Annotated in this window: 19 protein-coding genes and 1 pseudogene; 12 read left to right on the forward strand and 8 right to left on the reverse strand. The window is 68.4% G+C overall.

Annotation, left to right across the window (positions count from 1 at the left end; genetic code table 11):
- Positions 1-76: 76 nt before the first annotated feature.
- The 3 genes from murL (at position 77) to JR064_RS06680 (ending at position 3730) form a co-directional block, all read left to right on the forward strand.
- Positions 77-1432, forward strand: coding sequence for a UDP-N-acetyl-alpha-D-muramoyl-L-alanyl-L-glutamate epimerase (gene murL, locus JR064_RS06670; RefSeq protein WP_179566145.1), 1356 nt, complete (start codon positions 77-79; stop codon positions 1430-1432).
- Positions 1413-2846 (forward strand): UDP-N-acetylmuramoyl-L-alanine--D-glutamate ligase, encoded by a 1434-nt coding sequence (murD, locus tag JR064_RS06675; protein WP_206229194.1) that lies wholly within the window; start codon positions 1413-1415, stop codon positions 2844-2846. Before murL ends, murD begins: the two co-directional genes overlap by 20 nt.
- A gap of 89 nt (positions 2847-2935) precedes the next feature.
- A complete protein-coding gene (locus tag JR064_RS06680; protein WP_179566141.1) occupies positions 2936-3730 on the forward strand; it encodes a dienelactone hydrolase family protein in 795 nt (264 codons plus the stop codon).
- Positions 3731-3948: 218 nt separating this feature from the next.
- Here JR064_RS06680 and JR064_RS06685 read toward each other — a convergent pair whose 3' ends face one another.
- Positions 3949-4947 (reverse strand): polyprenyl synthetase family protein, encoded by a 999-nt coding sequence (locus JR064_RS06685; protein WP_206229195.1) that lies wholly within the window; start codon positions 4945-4947, stop codon positions 3949-3951.
- Between the two features lie 191 nt (positions 4948-5138).
- Between JR064_RS06685 and JR064_RS06690 the strand changes: the two genes are divergently transcribed.
- Positions 5139-5654: a single-stranded DNA-binding protein gene (locus tag JR064_RS06690; RefSeq protein WP_179566137.1), complete on the forward strand. Its 516-nt coding sequence runs from the start codon at positions 5139-5141 to the stop codon at positions 5652-5654.
- A gap of 139 nt (positions 5655-5793) precedes the next feature.
- On the opposite strand, the pseudogene JR064_RS23360 reads toward JR064_RS06690, so the two are convergent.
- A pseudogene (locus tag JR064_RS23360) lies at positions 5794-6258 on the reverse strand (DUF6602 domain-containing protein); the annotation flags it as partial.
- Between the two features lie 429 nt (positions 6259-6687).
- Between JR064_RS23360 and JR064_RS06700 the strand changes: the two are divergent.
- Genes JR064_RS06700 through JR064_RS06715 form a run of 4 tightly spaced genes read left to right on the forward strand, consistent with a single transcriptional unit; the run spans position 6688 to position 10669 of the window.
- On the forward strand, positions 6688-7590 hold the full coding sequence (locus JR064_RS06700; protein ID WP_206229197.1) for a hydroxypyruvate isomerase family protein: 903 nt from the start codon (positions 6688-6690) through the stop codon (positions 7588-7590).
- A gap of 30 nt (positions 7591-7620) precedes the next feature.
- Positions 7621-9306 (forward strand): GMC oxidoreductase, encoded by a 1686-nt coding sequence (locus JR064_RS06705; RefSeq protein WP_191825712.1) that lies wholly within the window; start codon positions 7621-7623, stop codon positions 9304-9306.
- Positions 9306-9881, forward strand: coding sequence for a gluconate 2-dehydrogenase subunit 3 family protein (locus JR064_RS06710; RefSeq protein WP_179566130.1), 576 nt, complete (start codon positions 9306-9308; stop codon positions 9879-9881). Before JR064_RS06705 ends, JR064_RS06710 begins: the two co-directional genes overlap by 1 nt.
- 44 nt (positions 9882-9925) lie before the next feature.
- On the forward strand, positions 9926-10669 hold the full coding sequence (locus JR064_RS06715) for a 3-keto-disaccharide hydrolase (RefSeq protein ID WP_206229198.1): 744 nt from the start codon (positions 9926-9928) through the stop codon (positions 10667-10669).
- Between the two features lie 27 nt (positions 10670-10696).
- Here JR064_RS06715 and JR064_RS06720 read toward each other — a convergent pair whose 3' ends face one another.
- The 5 genes from JR064_RS06720 to JR064_RS06740 are packed head-to-tail and all read right to left on the reverse strand — an operon-like array spanning position 10697 to position 15319.
- Positions 10697-10993, reverse strand: a complete 297-nt coding sequence (locus JR064_RS06720) for a c-type cytochrome (RefSeq protein WP_206229199.1) — start codon at positions 10991-10993, stop codon at positions 10697-10699.
- Positions 10994-11011: 18 nt separating this feature from the next.
- On the reverse strand, positions 11012-11866 hold the full coding sequence (locus JR064_RS06725; protein WP_191825710.1) for a sugar phosphate isomerase/epimerase family protein: 855 nt from the start codon (positions 11864-11866) through the stop codon (positions 11012-11014).
- Between the two features lie 19 nt (positions 11867-11885).
- Positions 11886-13010 carry a Gfo/Idh/MocA family protein gene (locus JR064_RS06730; RefSeq protein ID WP_206229200.1) on the reverse strand — a complete coding sequence of 375 codons (1125 nt, stop codon included), beginning with the start codon at positions 13008-13010 and terminating at the stop codon, positions 11886-11888.
- 11 nt (positions 13011-13021) lie between these two features.
- The gene (locus JR064_RS06735; protein WP_206229201.1) at positions 13022-14239 is read right to left on the reverse strand and encodes a nucleoside permease; all 1218 of its coding nucleotides are present in this window, start codon (positions 14237-14239) and stop codon (positions 13022-13024) included.
- Positions 14240-14266: 27 nt separating this feature from the next.
- The gene (locus JR064_RS06740) at positions 14267-15319 is read right to left on the reverse strand and encodes a TIM barrel protein (RefSeq protein WP_206229202.1); all 1053 of its coding nucleotides are present in this window, start codon (positions 15317-15319) and stop codon (positions 14267-14269) included.
- A 96-nt stretch (positions 15320-15415) separates the two neighbouring features.
- Here JR064_RS06740 and JR064_RS06745 point away from each other — a divergent pair, with 96 nt between their 5' ends.
- The gene (locus tag JR064_RS06745; RefSeq protein WP_206229203.1) at positions 15416-16420 is read left to right on the forward strand and encodes a LacI family DNA-binding transcriptional regulator; all 1005 of its coding nucleotides are present in this window, start codon (positions 15416-15418) and stop codon (positions 16418-16420) included.
- A gap of 99 nt (positions 16421-16519) precedes the next feature.
- Here the strand turns inward: JR064_RS06745 and JR064_RS06750 are convergent, their stop codons facing one another.
- Positions 16520-17200 carry a TetR/AcrR family transcriptional regulator gene (locus tag JR064_RS06750; protein ID WP_206229204.1) on the reverse strand — a complete coding sequence of 227 codons (681 nt, stop codon included), beginning with the start codon at positions 17198-17200 and terminating at the stop codon, positions 16520-16522.
- Between the two features lie 211 nt (positions 17201-17411).
- Between JR064_RS06750 and JR064_RS06755 the strand changes: the two genes are divergently transcribed.
- The 3 genes from JR064_RS06755 to JR064_RS06765 all read left to right on the forward strand — a co-directional run bounded on the left by JR064_RS06755 (position 17412) and on the right by JR064_RS06765 (position 20236).
- Positions 17412-18074: a DUF3313 domain-containing protein gene (locus tag JR064_RS06755; RefSeq protein WP_206229205.1), complete on the forward strand. Its 663-nt coding sequence runs from the start codon at positions 17412-17414 to the stop codon at positions 18072-18074.
- 286 nt (positions 18075-18360) lie between these two features.
- Entirely contained in the window at positions 18361-19155 is a 795-nt protein-coding gene (locus tag JR064_RS06760) for a MipA/OmpV family protein (RefSeq protein ID WP_206229206.1), read from the forward strand.
- Positions 19156-19228: 73 nt separating this feature from the next.
- Entirely contained in the window at positions 19229-20236 is a 1008-nt protein-coding gene (locus JR064_RS06765; protein ID WP_338123872.1) for a lipid A deacylase LpxR family protein, read from the forward strand.
- The last annotated feature ends 1 nt before the right edge of the window (position 20237 follow it).

Genomic DNA, 20237 nt, shown 5'->3' on the forward strand with positions numbered 1-20237 from the left:
TTGCGCCGCCGCGCGCAGCGCGAGCGGCATGCCGTGCTTCGGCGCGAATGCCGCTCAGCCCGATTCCGGATACGCCATGACCGCTTTCGACAAACAGCAGATCACCACCTTCCGCTTCGTGCGCTGCGCGTTCGACGCCGACAGCGGCGTCGCGCGCCTGGTCTATGCCTTCGACCAGGGCCCGGAGCTGGTGGAGACGATCACCGTGCCCGGCGCGCCGTTCGTGCTGGACGCGGCGCGCGCGCAGGCCGTGCAGCACGCGCTGCGCCTGCTGCACCTGATCGCCGGGGTCAGCTACTACAAGGCCGCGGTGCCGCCGCGGATCGAAATCGACGACTACGCGATCGATGCCGAGACCGCGGCGCTGCTGGACAGCGTGTATCTGCACGGCCTGGGCGAGTTCGCCTATCGCAACGGGCTGGATCTGCGCGAGCGGATCCGCTTTCCGGCGACGGCGGCAGACGAGCAGGGGGCTCCGGCACTGGGTCTGCGCGGGCATGCGCTGGTCGCGATCGGCGGCGGCAAGGATTCGCTGGTCAGCATCGAGGCGTTGCGCGCGGCCGGCGTGGAGCAGACCGTGGCCTGGATCGGCGGCTCGCAGCTGATCCGCGCCTGCGCCGAGCGCACCGCGCTGCCGACCTTGAACATCGGCCGCGCGCTGGCGCCGGAGCTGTTCGAACTGAACCGGCAGGGCGCGTGGAACGGGCATATCCCGGTGACCGCGGTGAACTCGGCGATCCTGGTATTCGCCGCGCTGCTGCAGGACGCGGGCCAGGTGGTGTTTTCCAACGAGCACTCGGCCAGCTACGGCAGCCAGATCGCCGGCACCGGCGAGGTCAACCACCAGTGGTCGAAGGGCTGGGCGTTCGAGCAGGCGTTCGGCGCGCACGTGCAGCGCTACGTGGCCGCGGATCTGCGCTACTACTCGCTGCTGCGCCCGCTGTCGGAACTGGCGGTGGCGCGGCAGTTCGCCAAGACCGACCACTACGACGCGCATTTCTCCAGCTGCAACCGCAACTTCCACATCCTCGGCGAGCGTCCGGCGCACCGCTGGTGCGGGGTATGCCCGAAGTGCCATTTCGTGTTCCTGGCGTTGGCCCCGTTCATGCCGAAGACGCGGCTGGTGCGGATCTTCGGCCGCAACCTGCTCGACGATGCGGCGCAGGCGCCGGGTTTCGATGCGCTGCTGGAATTCCAGGACCACAAGCCGTTCGAATGCGTCGGCGAGGGCCGCGAATCGCGCGCGGCGATGGCCACCCTGGCGGCGCGCGCGGAATGGAAGGAGGACGCGCTGGTGGCGCGGTTCATCCGCGAGATCCAGCCGCAGCTGGACGCCGGCGACCTGCGCGTGGAGCCGCTGCTGGCGCTGGACACGCAGCACCGCATTCCGGCCGAGCTGTGGGAACGCGTGCGTGCGAATTTCGCAGCTTGACGGTCTGCGCGTCGCGCTGTGGGGCTGGGGCCGCGAGGGCCGGGCGGCGTATGCCGCGGTGCGCGGCAGGGAATGGGGAATGGGGAATGGGGAATCGGCGGCGGCGCTGCCGCTGACGGTGTTCTGTTCGGCTGACGAAGCGGCTTCGCTGTCGGCGCTCGGGGATCCCGCGCTGCAGGTGGAAACCGAGGTCAGTGCCGAGCGGCTGGCTGCGTTCGACGTGATCATCAAGTCGCCCGGGATCAGCCCGTATCGGCCCGAGGCGCAGGCCGCCGCCGCGCAAGGCACGCGCTTCATCGGCGGTACCGCGCTGTGGTTCGCCGAACGTGCGGACGCCGACGGCGTGGTGCCGGGCAGCGTCTGCATCACCGGCACCAAGGGCAAGAGCACCAGCACCGCATTGCTGGCGCACCTGCTGCGCGCCGGCGGCCATCGCACCGGCCTGGTCGGCAACATCGGCCTGCCGCTGCTGGAAGTGCTGGCGCCGCCGCAGCCGCCCGACTACTGGGCGATCGAACTGTCCAGCTACCAGACCGGCGACGTGGCGCGCAGCGGTGCGCGGCCGCAGTTGGCGCTGGTGCTGAACCTGTTCCCGGAACATCTGGACTGGCATGGCAGCCAGGCGCGTTACGTCGAGGACAAGCTGGCGCTGGTGACCCAGGCGCGGCCGCGCATCGCGCTGCTCAACGCCGCCGATCCGCAGCTGGCGGCGCTGGCGCTGCCCGACAGCGAGGTGCGCTGGTTCAATCGCGAAGACGGCTGGCACATGCGCGGCGATGTCGTGCATCGCGGCGAAGTGGCGGTGTTCGACAGCGCGCGGGCCCCGCTGCCGGGCCGGCACAACCGCGGCAACCTGTGCGCGGTGCTGGCGGCGATCGAGGCGCTGGGCCTGGACGCGGCGGCGCTGGCGCCGGCCGCGGCGGAGTTCCGGCCGTTGCCGAACCGGCTGCAGACCTTGGGCGAGCGCGACGGCGTCGCCTACGTCAACGATTCGATCAGCACCACGCCGCACGCCACGCTGGCGGCGCTGGAGTGCTTTCGCGGGCGCCGCATCGCGCTGTTGGTCGGCGGCCACGATCGCGGCCTGGACTGGCAGGCGTTCGCAGAGGCGATGCGCCACGGCGCGCCGCTGGAGATCGTCACCATGGGCGGCAACGGTCCGCGCATCCACGCGCTGCTGGCGCCGTTGGCCGCGACCGGCGGTTTCGGCCTGCACGCGGCCGCGGACCTGCCGGCCGCCGTGGCGTTGGCGCGCGAAGCGCTGGGCGAGGGCGGCGGCGTGGTGCTGCTGTCGCCGGGCGCCCCCAGCTTCGGCGCCTACCGCGACTACGTCGCGCGCGGCCGCCATTTCGCCGAACTGGCCGGGTTCGATCCGGAGGCGATCAGCGCGATCCCTGGGCTGGGCATCGCCTGATCTGGGGGCTTCGCGCATTGAGCTGGCGCGCACGCCGCATGACCGCCGCTGCGCTTAGACTGCCGGCTGGTTCCGATGGGAGAGACGCGATGCGCACTCGTTCGATGCGGTGGATCGGCCTGCTGGGCCTGGCCTTGGCGCTGCCGTTGCCGGCGCTGGCCGCGATGCAGGCCAAGCCGGTGGAATGGAAGGTCGGCAAGGACAGCTTCAGCGGCGTGCTGGTCTACGACGATGAAGACAACGACAAGCGCCCGGGCCTGGTGATGGTGCCGAACTGGCGCGGGGTCAACGCGTCGGCGATCGAAAAGGCCAAGCAGCTCGCCGGCGACGACTACGTGGTGCTGCTGGCCGACGTCTACGGCAAGGGCAAGCGTCCGGCCAACGACGCCGAGGCCGGACAGTTCGCCGGGGCGCTGAAGAAGGATCCGGCGACGTTGCGCGCGCGTGCATTGAAGGCGGTCGAGGTGCTGAAGGCGCAAGCCGGCAAGGCGCCGCTGGACGCTGCACGGATCGGCGCGGTCGGCTTCTGCTTCGGCGGCACCACGGTGCTGGAACTGGTCCGCGCCGGTGCGCCGCTGGCGGGCGTGGTCAGCCTGCACGGCGGCCTGAGCACGCCGTCGCCGGCCGCCGCAGGCAGCGCCAAGACGCCGCTGCTGGTGCTCAACGGCGCCGACGACAAGAGCGTGAGCCGCGACGACATCGCCGCCTTCGAGCAGGAAATGAACGGCGCCGGCGCCGACTGGCAGTTCGTCAACTTCAGCGGCGCGGTGCATTGCTTCGCCGAGGCCGATGCCAACAGCCCGCCGGGCTGCCAATACAATCCGCGCGCGGCCAAGCGTGCCTATCGCATGCTGCACGATTTCTTTGATGAGCGATGGGATTAGGGAATAGGGATTCGGGATTCGCAAAAGCGGCAGGTCTGCGCTTTACGAATCCCAACCCTGTCAGGGCACGCGCGCGCGTCGGATCAGCGCTTAAGTTCGACTGCGGAGCACGCGTTTCAGAACCATGGGGATTCGCAGAAGCCGCATCGCCGCTTCTGCGAATCCCCAATCCCCAATCCCCAATCCCCAATCCCGTCCGGCGCGCGCAGCGCGCCGGATCAATGCCTGCGTTCGACCGCGTAACGCGCCAACCCGCGCAGCGCGGCCACCGCCTCGCTTTCCGGCAGGCCGTCCAGCGCGCGTTCGGCGGCGGCGGCGTATTCGGCGGCGCGGCGCCGGCTGTACTCGAGCCCGCCGCTGGCCTGGATCGCCGCCAGCACTTCCGGCATCGCGTCGGCATCGCCTTGTTCGACGATATGGCGCAGGCGCTGGCGGGTGGCGTCGTCGGCGTGCGCCATCGCGTGGATCAGCGGCAGGGTGGCCTTGCCTTCGGCCAGGTCGTCGCCCAGGTTCTTGCCCAGGTCGGCGGCATCGGCGGTGTAGTCGAGCACGTCGTCGGCGATCTGGAACGCATAGCCCAGGTGCATGCCGTAGTCGTACAGGCGCTGCTGCACCTCTTCGGACGCGCCCGAGGCCATCGCCCCGAGCCGGGTGCCGGCGGCGAACAGCACCGCGGTCTTGCGCTCGATCACGCGCAGGTAGGCGGCCTCGTCGGTATCCGGGTTGTGCACGTGCAACAGCTGCAGCACCTCGCCCTCGGCGATGCGGTTGGTGGTGTCGGCGAGCAGCCGCATCACCGCCATGCTGTCCAGTTCGACCATCAGCTGGAAGCTGCGCGAGTACAGGAAATCGCCGACCAGCACGCTGGGTGCATTGCCCCACAGCGCATTGGCGGTGCTGCGGCCGCGGCGCAGGTCCGATTCGTCGACCACGTCGTCGTGCAGCAGGGTCGAGGTGTGGATGAACTCGACGATCACCGCCAACTGGTGGTGCATCGGCCCGCCGTCGCCGCAGGCGCGCCCGGCCAGCATCACCAGCATCGGCCGCAGGCGCTTGCCGCCGGCGGAGACGATGTGCTCGGCGATCTGGTTGATCAGCACCACGTCCGAAGCCAGACGGCGGCGGATCAGGGCATCGGCGGCGCTCATGTCGGGCGCGGCCAGCGCCTGGATCTGAGGCAGCCCCAGGGCGGGGCGGAGGTCTTCGGCGAGGCTCATGCGGTCGGACTAGGGGGAATGCAGGGATTATAGGCCCCCCGGTGCGGGCAAGTCTTACGCCTGAACCGGGGTCGGGCTGATATCCGCCGCCAGCCCGGTATAATTCACTGTCCTCGCCCGTTCCCGAACGGGCAACCCTATCCGACATGCCCGCGCCCGAGCGGGTTCACCACCCCGAACGGAAGAATTCCATGGCCCGCGGCATCAATAAAGTCATCCTCGTCGGCAACCTCGGCAACGACCCCGACACCAAGTACACCCAGGCCGGCATGGCGATCACCCGGATCAGCCTGGCCACCACCAGCGTGCGCAAGGACAAGGACGGCAACCAGCAGGAGCGCACCGAATGGCACCGCGTGGTGTTCTTCGGCAAGCTCGGCGAGATCGCCGGCGAGTACCTGCGCAAGGGCAGCTCGGTCTACGTCGAAGGCTCGATCCGCTACGACAAGTACACCGGCCAGGACGGCGTGGAGAAGTACTCCACCGACATCGTCGCCGACGAGATGCAGATGCTGGGCGGTCGCGAAGGCGGCGGCGGTGGTGGTGCCGGCATGGGCGGCGATCGCCCGCAGCGTTCGGCACCGCCGCGCCAGGAGCGCCCGAGCCAGGGCGGCGGCGGGCAGGACTACGCGCCGCGCCGCCAGCAGCCGGCACCGCAGCAGTCCGCGCCGATGGACGATTTCGCGGACGACGATATCCCGTTCTAAGACACATAGTCATTAGAAATAGGTCCAGGAAGAGCCCCGTTTTGCGGGGCTTTTCTTTTTCTCGATGCTGCTGGCCCGCAGACGCGAAGCAGTTCTTGTCGAAGTGCGGCTCGGATTCGAATACGGCGTACACCGTTGTGGCGGGGACGGAGCGATGCCGCTGTCGGTCGAGCGATATAGGCGTGAAATGTCGATCGAAGATGACGATATCGATCTGTTCGCTGCGGCCGCCGGCGCTGTCAGTCACAAAGCCCGTCTCGACCTTGTCGCGATCGGGCAAGCCAGCACGGAAGACCTCGATCCAGTGGTCTCGTTGACACTGGCTTGCATGCCACGATGCTTGATCGCCTGAGAGGCGCAGCGAACCTCCGGCGCGAGTTGGTCCCGTACTCCAACGACGGCGTCGAAGCCTGACGTTATCGACCGATTGGGTGGTCATAGGCATAGTTCTTCTCACGATTTGGAGAATTGGGGCCGAAGCGTGCGCGCAAGCGGCGGGTGCCTCGCTGTTCTTGCCTTCGCGGGACCGGATTGATCGCCGGCGTGGCTTCGTGAGCGGCCGCCTCGAGCAACGACCTAGCGCGGTCTTTCGTGCCGAATCCATGCTGTCGCTCACGGGCGGGCACAGCCCGGCCGGAACGGGTCAAGTGGCGTGAATGCAGGTAGCCAGTGTGGCGAACAGGCCCTGGAACGCATCGTCGAACCGGCCCCCAGCCGCCATCCAGGCAGTCCACTGCCACAACCTCAAGCAGGAATCACGGTTTCGCCGGTTTCTCGCCATGCCTCGCCTGCGTAGCGGGCCATGGTGCACGGGAGGCCAGCCCCTTTCCGCTGCACCTCCGGTAGTGCCCTCCGTGCGCCGCACGAAATTCCATCGTCGTCCTGCAGCGACCGGCGCGACGGGCGTTGTGCTTTGCAGCATGGGTTTTCGTGCACTGCGTCTTGCAAAAAAACGATTGTCTACTTTATGGTGCAATCGATTGCATTGCGGCGAATCCTCAATGTTTGATACCGGTTGGGAGGCCGGAAGTGGATGTCCATCCATTCGATCGGACCGGCGCCAGCCCCGGGGTTCACGAGGCGAGATGCGCTGCGCGTCGCTGTCGCCGGGAGCCTTGGCCTGGGCGCTGCGGGCATGCTGCCTGCGTTTGCCGCTGCCGCTGCCGCGCCGCTCAAGGGCAACCTGAAGCATTCCGTCGCCCGCTGGACCTTTCCGCAGCAGTCGGTCGCCCAGCTTTGCCAGACGGTGAAGAGCATCGGTTTTGCCGCGATCGATCTGGTCGGCCCGGCGGATTGGCCCACGCTGAAGGCCAATGGCGTGTACAGCGCGATGTGCAACGGCGCGGAGATGGGCCTGGACAAGGGCTTCGCCGGCAGCCAGTTCCACGACCAGCTGGTCGAGCGCTATACGCGGCACATCGATCTGGTGGCCGATGCCGGCTATCGCAACCTCATCTGTTTTTCCGGCAATCGCAACGGCATGGATCCCCAGGAAGGCATGGCCCACGCCGAAGCGGGACTCAAGCGCATCCTCGGGCATGCCGAGAAGCGCGGCGTCGTGCTGGTGATGGAGCTGCTGAACTCCAGGGTCGATCATCCCGACTACCTGTGCGACCACTCCGCCTGGGGCGTCGAGCTGTGCCGGCGGATCGGCTCGGATCATTTCGGCCTGCTGTACGACATCTACCACATGCAGATCATGGAGGGCGACATCATCGCCACCATCGGCAAGCATCACGCGTGCTTCAAGCATTACCACACCGCGGGCGTGCCTGGCCGGCACGAGATCGGAGACCAGCAGGAACTCCACTATCCCGCCATCTGTCGCGCGATCCGCGACACCGGTTTCGACGGCTATCTGGCGCAGGAATTCATGCCTGCGGCGCCGGATCCCGTCGGCTCGCTGCGCGAGGCGATCCGCCTCTGCGACGTCTGAAACGCTATCCACCAAGGTGAAGTAGAACCCATGGCAGACAATCACTACGACGCCATCGTCGTCGGCTCGGGAATCAGTGGCGGTTGGGCGGCGAAGGAGCTGACCGAGAAAGGCCTCAAGGTGCTGATGCTGGAACGCGGACGCAACATCGAGCACGTCAAGGACTATGTCAACGCGATGAAGGAGGCGTGGGATTTCCCGCACCGCAACCGACCGACCCAGGCGATGAAGGCCGACTATCCGGTGCTGATGCGCGACTACGGCCTGGTCGAGAACCTGCAGGGCATGTGGGCCAACGAAAAGGAATCGCCCTACACCGAGATCAAGCGATTCGACTGGTACCGCGGCTATCACGTGGGCGGTCGCTCGCTGCTGTGGGGACGGCAGAGCTATCGCCTGTCGGACCTGGATTTTCAGGCGAACCTCAAGGACGGCATCGCCACCGATTGGCCGATCCGTTACGCCGACATCGCGCCCTGGTACGACTACGTGGAGAAGTTCGCCGGCATCGCCGGCACGCGCGAGGGCCTGGACGTGTTGCCCGACGGCGAGTTCCTGCCGCCGGTCCCGTTGAACATCGTCGAGAAGGACGTGGCCGCGCGGATCAAGAAGGCCTTTGGCGGGACCAGGCACCTGATCCACTCGCGCACCGCCAACATCACCGAGCCCAAGGTCGAGCAGGGCCGCGTCAACTGCCAGTATCGCAACAAGTGCATCCTGGGCTGTCCCTACGGCGCCTATTTCTCGACCCAGTCGGCGACGCTGCCGGCGGCCATGAAGACGGGCAACCTGACCTTGCGGCCGTTCTCGATCGTCAAGGAAGTGCTCTACGACAAGGACCGCAAGCGTGCGCGGGGCGTGGAGATCATCGATGCCGAGAGCGGACAGACCTACCAGTACACGGCCAACGTGATCTTCCTCAACGCCTCCTCCTTCAACTCGACCTGGCTGCTGATGAACTCGGCCACCGATGTCTGGGAAGGTGGGCTGGGCTCTTCGTCCGGCGAGCTTGGGCACAACGTGATGGACCATCATTTCGGCGCCGGTGCCGCCGGCCGGGTCGAGGGCTACGACGACAAGTACTACTTCGGCCGGCGTCCCTGCGGCTTCTACATTCCGCGTTTCCGCAACGTCGCCGCGGACAGGCGCGGTTACCTGCGCGGGTTCGGCTACCAGGGCGGCGCCAGCCGCACCGGGTGGTCGCGCGAGATCGCCGAGCTGAACATCGGCGCCGACCTGAAGGACGCGCTGACCCTGCCTGGGGACTGGCGCATCGGCATGACCGGATTCGGCGAAATGCTGCCGCACCACGACAATACGATCCGCCTGGACCCGCAGCGCAAGGACAAATGGGGGTTGCCGGTGCTGGCGATGGACGTGTCCCTGCGCGCGAACGAAAAGGCCATGCGCAAGGACATGGCCGCCGATGCCGCGGAGATGCTGGAGGCCGCCGGCGTCAAGGACGTGCAGATGCACGACGACGACTACGCCCCGGGCAAGGGCATCCACGAAATGGGGACCGCGCGCATGGGCCGCGACCGCAGCAACTCCGTGCTGAACCAGCACAACCAGGTCTGGGACGCGCCGAACGTCTACGTGACCGACGGCGCCTGCATGACCTCCAGCGCCTGCGTGAATCCCTCGCTGACCTACATGGCGCTGACGGCACGGGCAGCGGACCATGCGGTGCGCGAGCTGAAAGCGGGGAATCTGTGATGGAACGCCGCGAACTGCTGAAGATGATCGTCGCTGCCACGGGCGCGGCCATGATCGGCCTGCCCGCGCTCGTCCATGCACAGGCGCCGGCCGAGGGGGCGAACAACGCCTTCTCCGCGGCCGATGTCGGCACCCTGGACGAGATCGCCGAGACCATCCTGCCGCGGACCAAAACGCCGGGGGCGAAGGACGCCGGCGTGGGCCTGTTCATGGCGCAATTCGTCACCGATTGCTACACCGCCCAGCAGCAGGCGGCGTTCCGCGCCGGCCTGGTCGAGATCGACAAACGCGCCGGCGGCCGATTCGTAGCGCTCACGCCGCAGGCCCGCACCGAGCTGCTGCGCACCCTCGACGCAGAAGCCAGGAAACACGTCGTCGCCATGACCGACACCGGCACCGCCAAAGTGGCGGACGCGATGCCGCATCACTTCACGATGCTCAAGCAGCTGGCCATCTTCAGCTTCTTCACCTCGAAGGTCGCCGCGACCGACGTGCTGCGCTACGTCGCCGTGCCGGGTCGCTACGACGGCGATCTGGCCTATGCCCCCGGTACGCCCGCCTGGGCGACCAACTGATGGACCGCAACGATTCGCCCATGCACCACTTCCCAGGGGACAAGATGACCAGACCCTTCCTGACGGCGGCCTGCCTGCTGGCCGCGGCGCCTGCGTTCGCGCAGGCCGGCGGCGACCTGTCGCGCGATCCGGCGAAGACCGAGGTGTGGAAGCCCGTACCCGCGATCGTGGCCACGCCCCCGGGCCGCGCGCCCTCCGACGCGATCGTGCTGTTCGATGGCAAGGATCTCTCGGCCTGGGAGTCGGAGCAGGGCGGACGCGTGCCCTGGAGCGTCGCCGACGGCGCGCTGACCGTGGTTCCGGGCAGCAAGGGCATCCGGACCAAGCAGCGCTTCTGCGACATCCAGCTGCATGTCGAGTGGCGCACGCCCACCGCGACCCGGGGCTTCGACGGCCAGCAGCGGGGGAACAGCGGCATCTTCCTGCAGGAACTGTACGAGCTGCAGGTGCTCGACAGCTACAACAACCCGACCTATGCCAACGGCCAGGCCGGCGCGATCTACAAGCAGGCCATTCCGCTGGTGAACGCTTCGCGTGCGCCGGGCCAGTGGCAGGCCTACGACATCATCTGGAAGGCGCCCCGCTTCTCGCAGGGGGGCGGGCTCACGTCACCTGCCCGCATCACCGTCCTGCAGAACGGCGTGCTGGTGCAGGACGACACCGTGCTGTCGGGCAAGACCGAATACATCGGCGCGCCGTCGTACTCGCCACATGCGTGCGCGCCGATCTCCCTGCAGGAGCACGATTCCAAGGTCAGCTACCGCAACATCTGGGTGCGCGAACTGTAGCGCCGGCGCGCAGCCGGCGCCGGCTTCCTACTGGGCCAGGAAGCTGGCGATGTTGTCCACGTCCTGTTGGGACAGCAGCGGAAACGGCGGCATCAACCCGCCGCCCTTGCTGATCTTCTCCTTGATCTGCGCCGAGTCCAGCCGCTTGTCCACGTCGGTGAGCGCGGGGAACGCGCCCGGGACGCCCGCGCGATCGGCGCCGTGGCAGGCCGTGCAGTTGGTCGCGTAGAGCTGCGCGCCGGCCGCAGGGTCGTCCTTGGACCACGCCGTGGTCGCAAGCGTCGCTCCCAGTAGAGCCGCGGCCACTGTCAGGATCGTTTTCAAGCGAGGCTCCTTTGCGTGCTAGCGATGCGTGCTGGCGGGCAGGTGTTCGCGCAGATAGTCGGCACCGGTCTGGATGACCGTGGCCGGATCGCGCGGATGGTCGTGCTCGATGATGTACCAGCGCACGCCGGCACCCGCCGCGGCAGGCAGGATCGCGTTCCAGTCCAGCACGCCCCGGCCCACGGCGGCGAAGCCGCCCTCGTCCTCGGCCTGGCCTTTCGGCGCGTTGTCCTTGGCGTGTACCGCGAACATGCGGCCCTTGAATTTGCCCAGCATCGCCGCCGGGTCGTAGCCCGCGCGCGCGACCCAGGCCAGGTCCAGCTCGGTCTGCAGATCGGGGCCGGCCGCGGCGAACAGCAGTTCCAGGCCCGTCTTGCCATCGAAGTCGACCAGCTCGAAGTCGTGGTTGTGGTAGGCCAGGCGCATGCCCTTGGCCCGCGCCCGCTTCGCGATCTGGCCCAGTTCCCGGCCCAATGCGGTCCAGCCCGCGGCATCGGTTGGCCGATCCTTCTCGGCCAGGTAAGGCACCACCAGCGTCGTGTTGCCGATCGACCGGTTGAAGGCCACCACGCCGTCCAGGTCCTTGCGCAGATCGGCCAGTTGCACGTGGGACGAGATCGCCTTGATCGCATACCTGTCCAGCAGCTGCTTGAGTTCCACCGCGCTGACGTTCTGCGTGCCGACCGTTTCCACCGCGCCCACGCCCGCGTCGTGGACGATCTTCAACTGTTGGTCGAGCGAGCCGGCGTCGCGCAGCGTGTACATCTGCACCGCGATGGGTGCTTGCGGGCCGGCGGCGTCGCGTGCGAAGGCGGGCAGGGCGACGAGGAGCAGCAGTGCGAGGGTCGCGGTCCTGCGTATAGGTGTGTTCATCAAGAAGTCCTCCCGGGATTCAACCGATGGATGTCCAGGCGCGCGTCCTGGCCGATGTGATGACGCGATCGACGATCAGCGCCGAGCGCACGCCGTCTTCGAAGGTGGGCAGGCCTTCCGGCCGTTCGCCTTCGATGGCGCGATAGGTGTCGGCGACGAACGCCTCGAAACAATCGCCGTAGCCCTGCGCGTGCCCGGCCGGCAACGTCGACAGCCGGCGCTGTTCGGCACTGCCGGCGCCCGGTCCGCGCACGAAGATTTCCTCGCGCTGGTCGGGCCGGCCGATCCACAGCCGTTCGGCGTCCTCCTGGTCGAACGCCACGCTAGCCCTGGCGCCATCGATCTCGAACCAGAGGCGATTGCGGCGTCCCGCCGAGACCTGGCTGACCGTCAACGACGCCAGCGAGCCCGCGCCGGTCCTGAACATCGCCGCGGCCACGTCCTCGCTCGAGACCGCCTGCATCGCGCCGCCCGCCCCCGGCGTGGTGAAGCTCTGCCCGGTGAGGGCGCCGCGCTCGGCGATCACGGTGGCGAACGCCGCGCTGACCTCGACGAAACGTTCGCCGCCAACCCATTCCACCAGGTCGCACCAGTGCGAGCCGATGTCGGCGAACACGCGCGATGCGCCGCCCAGTGCCGGGTCCACGCGCCAGTTGTTGCTGGCGGGGTCCAGCAGCCAGTCCTGCAGGTAGCTGCCGTGGATCAGGCGCAGCGGCCCCAGTTCGCCCTGCGCGATGCGTGCGCGCGCCTCGCGGACCACCGGGTGGTAGCGGTAGACGAAGGGCACCGTGGCGACCAGTCCGGTCGCGGCGGCCAATGCCGCCAAGGCCTGGGCGTCCTGCAACGTCGTGGCCAGCGGCTTCTCGCAGATCACGTGCTTGCCGGCGTCCAGCGCCGCCTGCGCCATGGCGCGATGCAGGTGATTGGGCGTGCACACGTGCACGACCTGCACCTGCGGATCGGCGACCACGTCCTCGATGTCGCGGTAGGCGCGCGGCACATCCCACGACTGCGCCACGTCGCGTGCGCGTTGCGGGGAGGAGGCGGCGACGCCGCGGACGTCGGCACCGGCCAGCAGCGCCGCGCGACGATGCACGGCGCCGATCATGCCCGTGCCGACAATGGCGATTCCAAGCTTGCTCATCGGATGGGGTCTCAGCGCGTGGAGGGCGCAGCGGCGGCGACCGGGCGGTCGCGGAACAGCAACAGGAAGGCGACCAGCACGACCAGCGCCACGCCTGCCGGGAACAGCCAGATCTGCTGCCAGTTCGGACCCGCCGCCGTGGTGTAGTGCTCCACCACCGCGCCGGACAGGAACGTGCCGATCAACATGCCCACGCCGTACGTGGCCAGGGTGATGAATCCCTGCGCGCTGCTGCGCGCGGCGGGGCCGGCGTGCGCATCGGTGTAGATCTGGCCGGTGACGAAGAAGAAGTCGTAGCAGATGCCGTGCAGCACGATGCCGATCACCAGCAGGGAGAAGCCGCCGCCCGCATCGCCGAAGGCGAACAGGGCGTAGCGCACCACCCAGGCTGCCATGCCCACCGCCAGCATGGTTTTGACGCCAAGCCGCACGAACAGGAACGGCATCGCCAGCATCAGCAGGACTTCGGACACCTGGCCCAGCGATTGCAGGCCGGCCGCGCCGCGCACGCCCAGATCGTTGAGATACGGGTTGGTGAAGTTGTAGTAGAACGCCAGCGGGATGCAGATGGCGATGGACGCCAGGAAGAACACCAGGTAGGAGCGCGACTTCAGCAGCCGCAGCGAGTCCAGCCCCAGGATCTGCCCCAGCCCGGCGTCGCGCTGTTGCGCCAGCGGCGGCGTGTGCGGCAGGGTGAAGGCATACAGGCCCAGGGCCAGCGACGCCATCGCCGCCATCCGGAACGTCAGCTCGAGCCGGTGCGCCTGTTCCCAGCCCAGCCAGCCGATCAGCACGCCCGCCACGATCCAGCCGACGCTGCCGGCCACCCGCACCAGCGGAAACTGCTTTTCGGGCGATTGCATGTGCCGCATCGCCACGCTGTTGGCCAGCGCCAGCGTCGGCATGAACAGCAACATGTAGCCCATGACGCAGGCGGAGAACATGCCGAAGCTCGTCGCCGTGGACGCCAGCCACATGAGCACCGCGCCGGCGAGGTGCAGCACCGCGAGGATGCGCTGCGCCGCGAAGTAGCGATCGGCGATCAGGCCGACCAGGAACGGCGCCACGATGGCGCCGATGGACTGGCTGAGGAAGGCCGTCGCCACCTGGCTCGCGCTGGCCTGCAGGGGGCCCTGCACCAGGTACGTGCCCAGGGTCACGAACCATGCCCCCCAGATGAAGAACTGCAGAAACATCATCGCGCCCAAGCGCGACATGGTGTGCGTCATGGCTTCCCCTCCCAGGGCGGTAGTGGCTCAGGTCCCCAGCATGCGGCGCAGCGATTCCGGATCGGCGCCGCTGTCGGCAAAGTCGTCGAAGGCGCGTTCGGTCACGCGGATGATGTGCTCGCGGATGAACGCGGCACCCTCCCGTGCGCCGTCTTCCGGATGCTTCAGGCAGCACTCCCACTCCAGCACCGCCCAGCCCGGGAAATCGTATTGCGCGAACTTCGAGAAGATCGCCTTGAAGTCGATCTGGCCGTCGCCGAGCGAACGGAACCGTCCCGGACGATCGATCCAGTCCTGGTAGCCGCCATAGACGCCGCTGCGCGCACTGGCGCGGTACTCCGCGTCCTTGACGTGGAAGATGCCGATGCGCGCGTGATACCGGTCGATGAAGCCCAGGTAGTCCATCTGCTGCAGCAGCAGGTGACTGGGGTCGTACAGAATCCGGGCGCGCGGGTGGTGGTCGACCACCTCGAGGAAGCGCTCGAAGGTCGCGCCGTCGTGCAGGTCCTCGCCCGGGTGGATCTCGAAGCACAGGTCCACGCCGCAGGCGTCGAAGGCATCCAGGATGGGACGCCAGCGGCGGCCGAGTTCGGCGAAGGCCTCTTCCACCAGGCCGGGCGGGCGTTGCGGCCAGGGATAGAAGTAAGGCCAGGCCAGTGCACCGGAGAACGTGGCATGCGCCGCCAGCCCCAGGCGCTGGCTGGCCTTGGCGGCCAACAGCAACTGCTCCACCGCCCAGGCCTGGCGGGCGGCAGGATCGCCGCGCTTGTCCGGCGGTGCGAATCCGTCGAACAGGTGGTCGTAGGCAGGGTGGACGGCGACCAGCTGCCCCTGCAGGTGGGTGGACAGCTCGGTGATCTGCAGGCCGTGTCCGGCCAGCATGCCGGCGATGTCGTCGCAGTACGCCTGGCTCTGCGCGGCCTGGGCCAGATCGAACAGGTGGGGCGCGCTGGTCGGTACTTGTACGCCAGAATATCCCAGGCCCGCGGCCCACCCGGCCAGCGTGTCCAGGCGATCGAAGGGAGGAGTGTCGCCGATGAACTGCGCCAGGAACAGCGCCGGACCCTTGAGCGTTTTCACCGTGATTCGCCCTGATGCAATCGATTGCATTTATCCTAGCATGGGCCTTCCGCAAGACCCGTTGTGCACTGCACAGAAGAAAGAAGAACTGACGTCATGGCAACCATTTACGACATCGCAAGGCAGGTCGGCGTCTCCGCCGGCACGGTGTCGCGAGCGCTTTCCCGGCCGGAAAAAGTTCTGCCGGCCACGCGCACGCGCATCGAGCAGGCCGCCGCCGCGCTGGGCTATGTCCCCAACACGGTCGCCAGGACGCTCAAGACCCAGCGCAGCGGCAAGCTCCTGGTCACCGTCCCGGATATCGCCAATCCCTTCTTCGCCCAGATCCTGCAGGGCGCGGAGGACGCGGCGCAGGCCGTCGGCTACGCGGTCCTGCTGGGCGATACCCAGCACCAGCCCGATCGCGAGGAGCGCTACGCGCAGATGCTCCGGCGCAACGAGGCGGATGGCCTGATCGTGCTGGGGCACCGCCTCCCGCCGACGGCGCGCGCGATCGTCAAGCAACTGGGTGCCGCCGCGCCGGTGGTCAACGGATGCGAGTTCGACCCGGCGCTGGGCATTCCCAGCGTCCACATCGACAACGCGGCCGCCGCGCGCACCGTGATGGAACACCTGTATGGACTGGGGCACGAGCGGATCGCCGTGGTGGGCGGCCCGCCCGACAATCCCCTGCACCAGCAACGGCTGGAAGGGGTCCGGGCCTGCGGCAAGGCGCGCGGCCGCCTGCGCAACCTGACCGTCGTGCCGGGCGACTTCTCCGTGGAATCCGGCCATGCGGCCGCGATGGCGCTATTGGCTCGCGCGCCCATGCCGACCGCGATCTTCTGCTTCAGCGACCAGATGGCGCTGGGCGCCCTGGCGGCCTGCCGCGACATGGGCATCGGCGTGCCGGACGACCTGTCCATCGTCGGCTTCGACGACCTGGCGTCGTCCAGTTATCTCACGCCGCCATTGACGACCATCCGGCAACCCATGCGCGAGATCGGTGTCCGCGCGGTCAACCTGCTGCTGGCCATCATCGAAAACGTGGACGTGCCGCTTCAGCAGACCCTGGATTTCAGCTTGATGTTGCGTGGGTCGACTGGTGCGCCGCGGGGGTAGGTGACGGCAGGAGGCGACCGGGCTGGTGGCGCAGTTCCCGAGCGAGGGGCATCGCGAAACGCAGCTCGGCGCGAGTATTGCGATGGCGCACGATCGCTCTCAGGCGCGCCCGCGCTTGCGCGCCGACACCTTGCCGGCTGCGCGTGCGCCCGTGCCGGTCGCCTGCCGCGGCGCGGCGCCGAGCAGGAACTGCTCGACGGCGCGTTGCGTCATCTTGCGCACCAGCGCTGGCGCCAGCGGCGGCGGATCGCGCTGGTAGATGCGCGCGTCCACTTCCGCGGTCAGCAGCGCCAGGAAGTGCAGGGCGGCGATGGTCGGGTCGCTGTTGCGCAGCTCGCCGCGCGCCATCGCCGCTTCCAGCACCGCGGCCACCGCCACCACCGATTCGCTGGGGCCGGCCTGGTAGAACAGCTGCCCGACCTCGGAGCGGCCGGCCTCGGCCACCACCATGCGGTAGACCGCGATGGCGAGCGCATCGTTGGTCACCACCTGCAGCATGCATTCGCCGAAGTGCAGCAGCATCGATTGCAGGTCGGTCTCGCCGGCCAGGGGCGCCTGCAGGCGCCGGATCGCGTCGGACAGATGCGCGGTCGCCGCGGCGCGCACCACCGCGCTGAACAGTTTCTCCTTGGACGCGAAATAGCCGTACAGGGTGGCCTTGGAGCCGCCCAGCCGCTTGGCCAGTTCGTTCATCGAGGCGCGCTCGTAGCCCAGTTCCTGGAACAGTTTCGTCGCCGCCTCGACGATGGCCTCGCGTCGGGCCTCGGTTCGAACCTTCATTGCGCCTCCTAAAGTGAACCCAACTGTACATTTTTCTTGACAGTGGGGAAATTCGCTTCTAATAATAAACCGTACAGTACGGTTTCATTTCGAGGCGACGATGTCTCGGCCAGCGATCGGCGGCGTCGGTCGCTGTGATGCCGCACTGCGATGTTCCGTGCACCACCGCGCGAAGCGGCTGTCCCGTCGAATCCACGAAAAGGGCTTTCCCATGAAACGTTCTTCCTTGCTCTGCCCGCTGGCGCTGACGATCTGCCTGGGTGCAGTCGGTTGCGCCAGCACGCGCCCGGTCGTCTACAGCGGGCTTGCTTCGGCGCAGCAGTTGCGGCCGAACCTCGGCGACCGCTCCGGCCGGGTTCCGTACGACTACGCGGCCGGCGCCGACTGGCGCGACTACGACAGCGCGGTGATCGAGCCGGTGGCGATTTATCGCGGGCCGGACAGCCAGTTCGACGAAAAGGTGACCGAGCAGGACAAGGCGGAGCTGGCGAATTTCATGCGCGCCACGTTCGGCGAAGCGCTGCAGGCGCGCTTTGCGCTGCTGGACCGGCCGCGGCCGGGTTCGCTGCGTGTGGCGGTGACCCTGACCGGCGCCAAGAAGACGCCGCAGGTGGCCGGCACGGTGACCAAGTTCGATCTGGCCGGCGGCCCGTACAACGTGGTGCAGTCGATCCGCGGCAAGGAAGGCGCCTTGTCCGGTTCGGTCAGCTACGCGGTGGAGATCTACGACGCCGGCACCAACCGCCTGCTCGGCGCCTACGTGTCCAAGCAGTATCCGAACGCGATGAACGTCAAGGCCAGCATCGGTGGCCTGGGTGCGGCGAAGGCGGGGATCCGCAAGGGCGCCGAGGATCTGGTCGCACGGTTGAACTAGCGCTGTCGCGGTAGGCGACAGGCCACACCGCCGTGTCGCCAACGCCATCGCGCCCATGCAGTGCCGGCCGCCGCGCACACGCCTGGATGTCGTTGCGGCGGCGGCTGCATCCACCGCGTCGCCGCACGTTGCGCCGCCTCGTGCACAGCTGCTTTCCGTTCCGCTCCTCTCCGATCAGGACACCCCCATGCGCCCGCGTCGACCCACTCCGCCACGCCTTCCGCATAGCCTGCGTCCGGGATTGCAGGCGCTCTACGATCTTCCCGATATCCCGCCGCGTCGGCGTATGCCGGCGGCGTCGCTGTTCTGGCGCGGCACGGTCGTGGCGGTCGTCCTGGCCGCGCTGCTGGTGCTGCCGATCCGCGCAGCCTGGGCCGCCACGGTCGACGACGACGCCGCGCCGGCACGCGGCTCGCGCTGGGGCCTGGGCATGGCCGCACTGACGGTGCACAAGCCGTACCGCGGGGTCGAGCCGGACCTGATCGCGCTGCCCTTGCTGGTCTACGAGAGCAAGTGGTGGAGCGTGTACGGGCCTTCGCTCAGCCTGAATCTGCCGTCGCTGGGGCCGGTGGCGTTGTCGTTGACCACGCGGCTGTCCCACGACGGCTACGACGCATCCGATTCGCCGTCCCTGGACGGCATGCAGCAGCGCAAGGATCGGCTGTGGCTGGGCGGCTCGGGCACGTGGCGCACCGGTTTCGCCGACACCGCGCTGGAGTGGATGCACGACGTGTCCGGTTACAGCCGCGGGCAGCGCGTCGGCCTTTCGGTCGAGCATGTCTTCGATCGCGGCCTGTTCGAACTGATTCCGCGGCTGGGTGCGGCATGGCTGGATCGCCGCTACGTGGACTATTACTACGGCGTGCGGCCGCAGGAAGCGCGTGCGCAGCGGCTGCCGTATCGCCCCGGCGCCAGCATCAATGTCGAGGCCGGTCTGCGCGCGGCCTACCGCGTCGCGCACCGCGATTCGTTGTTTCTCGATGTGGGCGTGGATCGCCTCGGTGCGCAGATCCGCGACAGCCCGCTGGTCGACAGCGCGCTGCAGTCGCGCATCGTGCTGGGCTACGTGCATGTGTTCTGAGCGCGCGCCGCGCTCGGCGCATGCGCTGGATCGTCGGCGACGGCGCGGTGGCAGCTGTTGGCTGTGGCTGGCCGTGGCCTTGGCCGTGCCGGACCCGGCTGCGGCGCAGGCATGCGCGACGCCTGCGGCGCAACGCGGCCCGGCGCTGTTCGATCTGCGCCTGGACAACGATTTTCTCGGCCTGGCGCAACAGGACCAGGGCTATACCAACGGTGCGGTGGCCAGCGTGGTTCTGCCGGATATGGTCGGCGCGGCGGCCGATCCCTGCCGCGCCCGCGTCGCGCGCTGGCTCAACGCGCGCACCGAGCAGTGGTTCCCCGGCCGCTTCACCCGCCAGAAGCTGACGGTCAGCCTCGGCCAGGGCCTGTTCACGCCGACCGACGGCAAGCGCGCCGATCCGATCCTCGACGATCGTCCGTATGCGGCGGTGGCGATGCTCGGTCTTGGCTACAACCTCGGCGATGCGCGCAGTCTGCGTAGCACGCAGTTGCGCGTCGGCATGGTCGGTCCGTCGGCGCGCGGGCGCGAGGTGCAGGACGCGGTGCACGGCGTGTTCGGGCTGCAGCGCTTCCAGGGCTGGGACCGGCAGTTGCGCGATCGGCCGGTGCTGCAGCTGGTGCACGAACGCCTGCAGCGCTGGCCGGGATCGGCGCCTGGTGAAGGGTGGGGTTGGGACGGCGTCGGCCATGTCGGCGCCAGCGTCGGCAATTTCGCCCGTTATGCCAACGCCGGATTCGAATGGCGCTGGGGCCGGCGCTTGCCGGACGATTTCGGCAGCGATCCATTGCGCCCGGCCGGCGGGCACAGTGCGATGGCCGAAACCGGATGGGCCGCGCGGCCGTGGGCCTGGCATCTGTTCGTCGGCATCGACGCGCGCTGGATGGCCCACGACCTGACGCTGCAAGGGCAGTCCGGGCAGCGCATCGATCCGCGCCCGTGGGTGGGCGATCTCGCCGCCGGCGCGGTGCTGCGGCGCGGCCGTTGGCAGGCGACGCTGGCGCAGTACCGGCGCACGCGCGAGTTCGACCAGCAGCGCGAGCCGGCGGTATTCGGCAGCCTCAGTATCAGCCGCGCGTTCTAGC

Origin of the sequence: Xanthomonas bonasiae (assembly GCF_017163705.1) — a bacterium.
GTDB lineage: Bacteria > Pseudomonadota > Gammaproteobacteria > Xanthomonadales > Xanthomonadaceae > Xanthomonas_A > Xanthomonas_A bonasiae.

Bases quoted from the DNA above. Each gene is read 5' to 3' on its own strand.
- murL (WP_179566145.1), top strand. From the start codon at position 77: ATGACCGCTTTCGACAAACAGCAGATCACCACCTTCCGCTTCGTGCGC.
- JR064_RS06680 (WP_179566141.1), top strand. From the start codon at position 2,936: ATGCGCACTCGTTCGATGCGGTGGATCGGCCTGCTGGGCCTGGCCTTG.
- JR064_RS06685 (WP_206229195.1), bottom strand. From the start codon at position 4,947: ATGAGCCTCGCCGAAGACCTCCGCCCCGCCCTGGGGCTGCCTCAGATC.
- JR064_RS06690 (WP_179566137.1), top strand. From the start codon at position 5,139: ATGGCCCGCGGCATCAATAAAGTCATCCTCGTCGGCAACCTCGGCAAC.
- JR064_RS06700 (WP_206229197.1), top strand. From the start codon at position 6,688: ATGTCCATCCATTCGATCGGACCGGCGCCAGCCCCGGGGTTCACGAGG.
- JR064_RS06705 (WP_191825712.1), top strand. From the start codon at position 7,621: ATGGCAGACAATCACTACGACGCCATCGTCGTCGGCTCGGGAATCAGT.
- JR064_RS06710 (WP_179566130.1), top strand. From the start codon at position 9,306: ATGGAACGCCGCGAACTGCTGAAGATGATCGTCGCTGCCACGGGCGCG.
- JR064_RS06715 (WP_206229198.1), top strand. From the start codon at position 9,926: ATGACCAGACCCTTCCTGACGGCGGCCTGCCTGCTGGCCGCGGCGCCT.
- JR064_RS06725 (WP_191825710.1), bottom strand. From the start codon at position 11,866: ATGAACACACCTATACGCAGGACCGCGACCCTCGCACTGCTGCTCCTC.
- JR064_RS06730 (WP_206229200.1), bottom strand. From the start codon at position 13,010: ATGAGCAAGCTTGGAATCGCCATTGTCGGCACGGGCATGATCGGCGCC.
- JR064_RS06735 (WP_206229201.1), bottom strand. From the start codon at position 14,239: ATGACGCACACCATGTCGCGCTTGGGCGCGATGATGTTTCTGCAGTTC.
- JR064_RS06745 (WP_206229203.1), top strand. From the start codon at position 15,416: ATGGCAACCATTTACGACATCGCAAGGCAGGTCGGCGTCTCCGCCGGC.
- JR064_RS06750 (WP_206229204.1), bottom strand. From the start codon at position 17,200: ATGAAGGTTCGAACCGAGGCCCGACGCGAGGCCATCGTCGAGGCGGCG.
- JR064_RS06755 (WP_206229205.1), top strand. From the start codon at position 17,412: ATGAAACGTTCTTCCTTGCTCTGCCCGCTGGCGCTGACGATCTGCCTG.
- JR064_RS06760 (WP_206229206.1), top strand. From the start codon at position 18,361: ATGCCGGCGGCGTCGCTGTTCTGGCGCGGCACGGTCGTGGCGGTCGTC.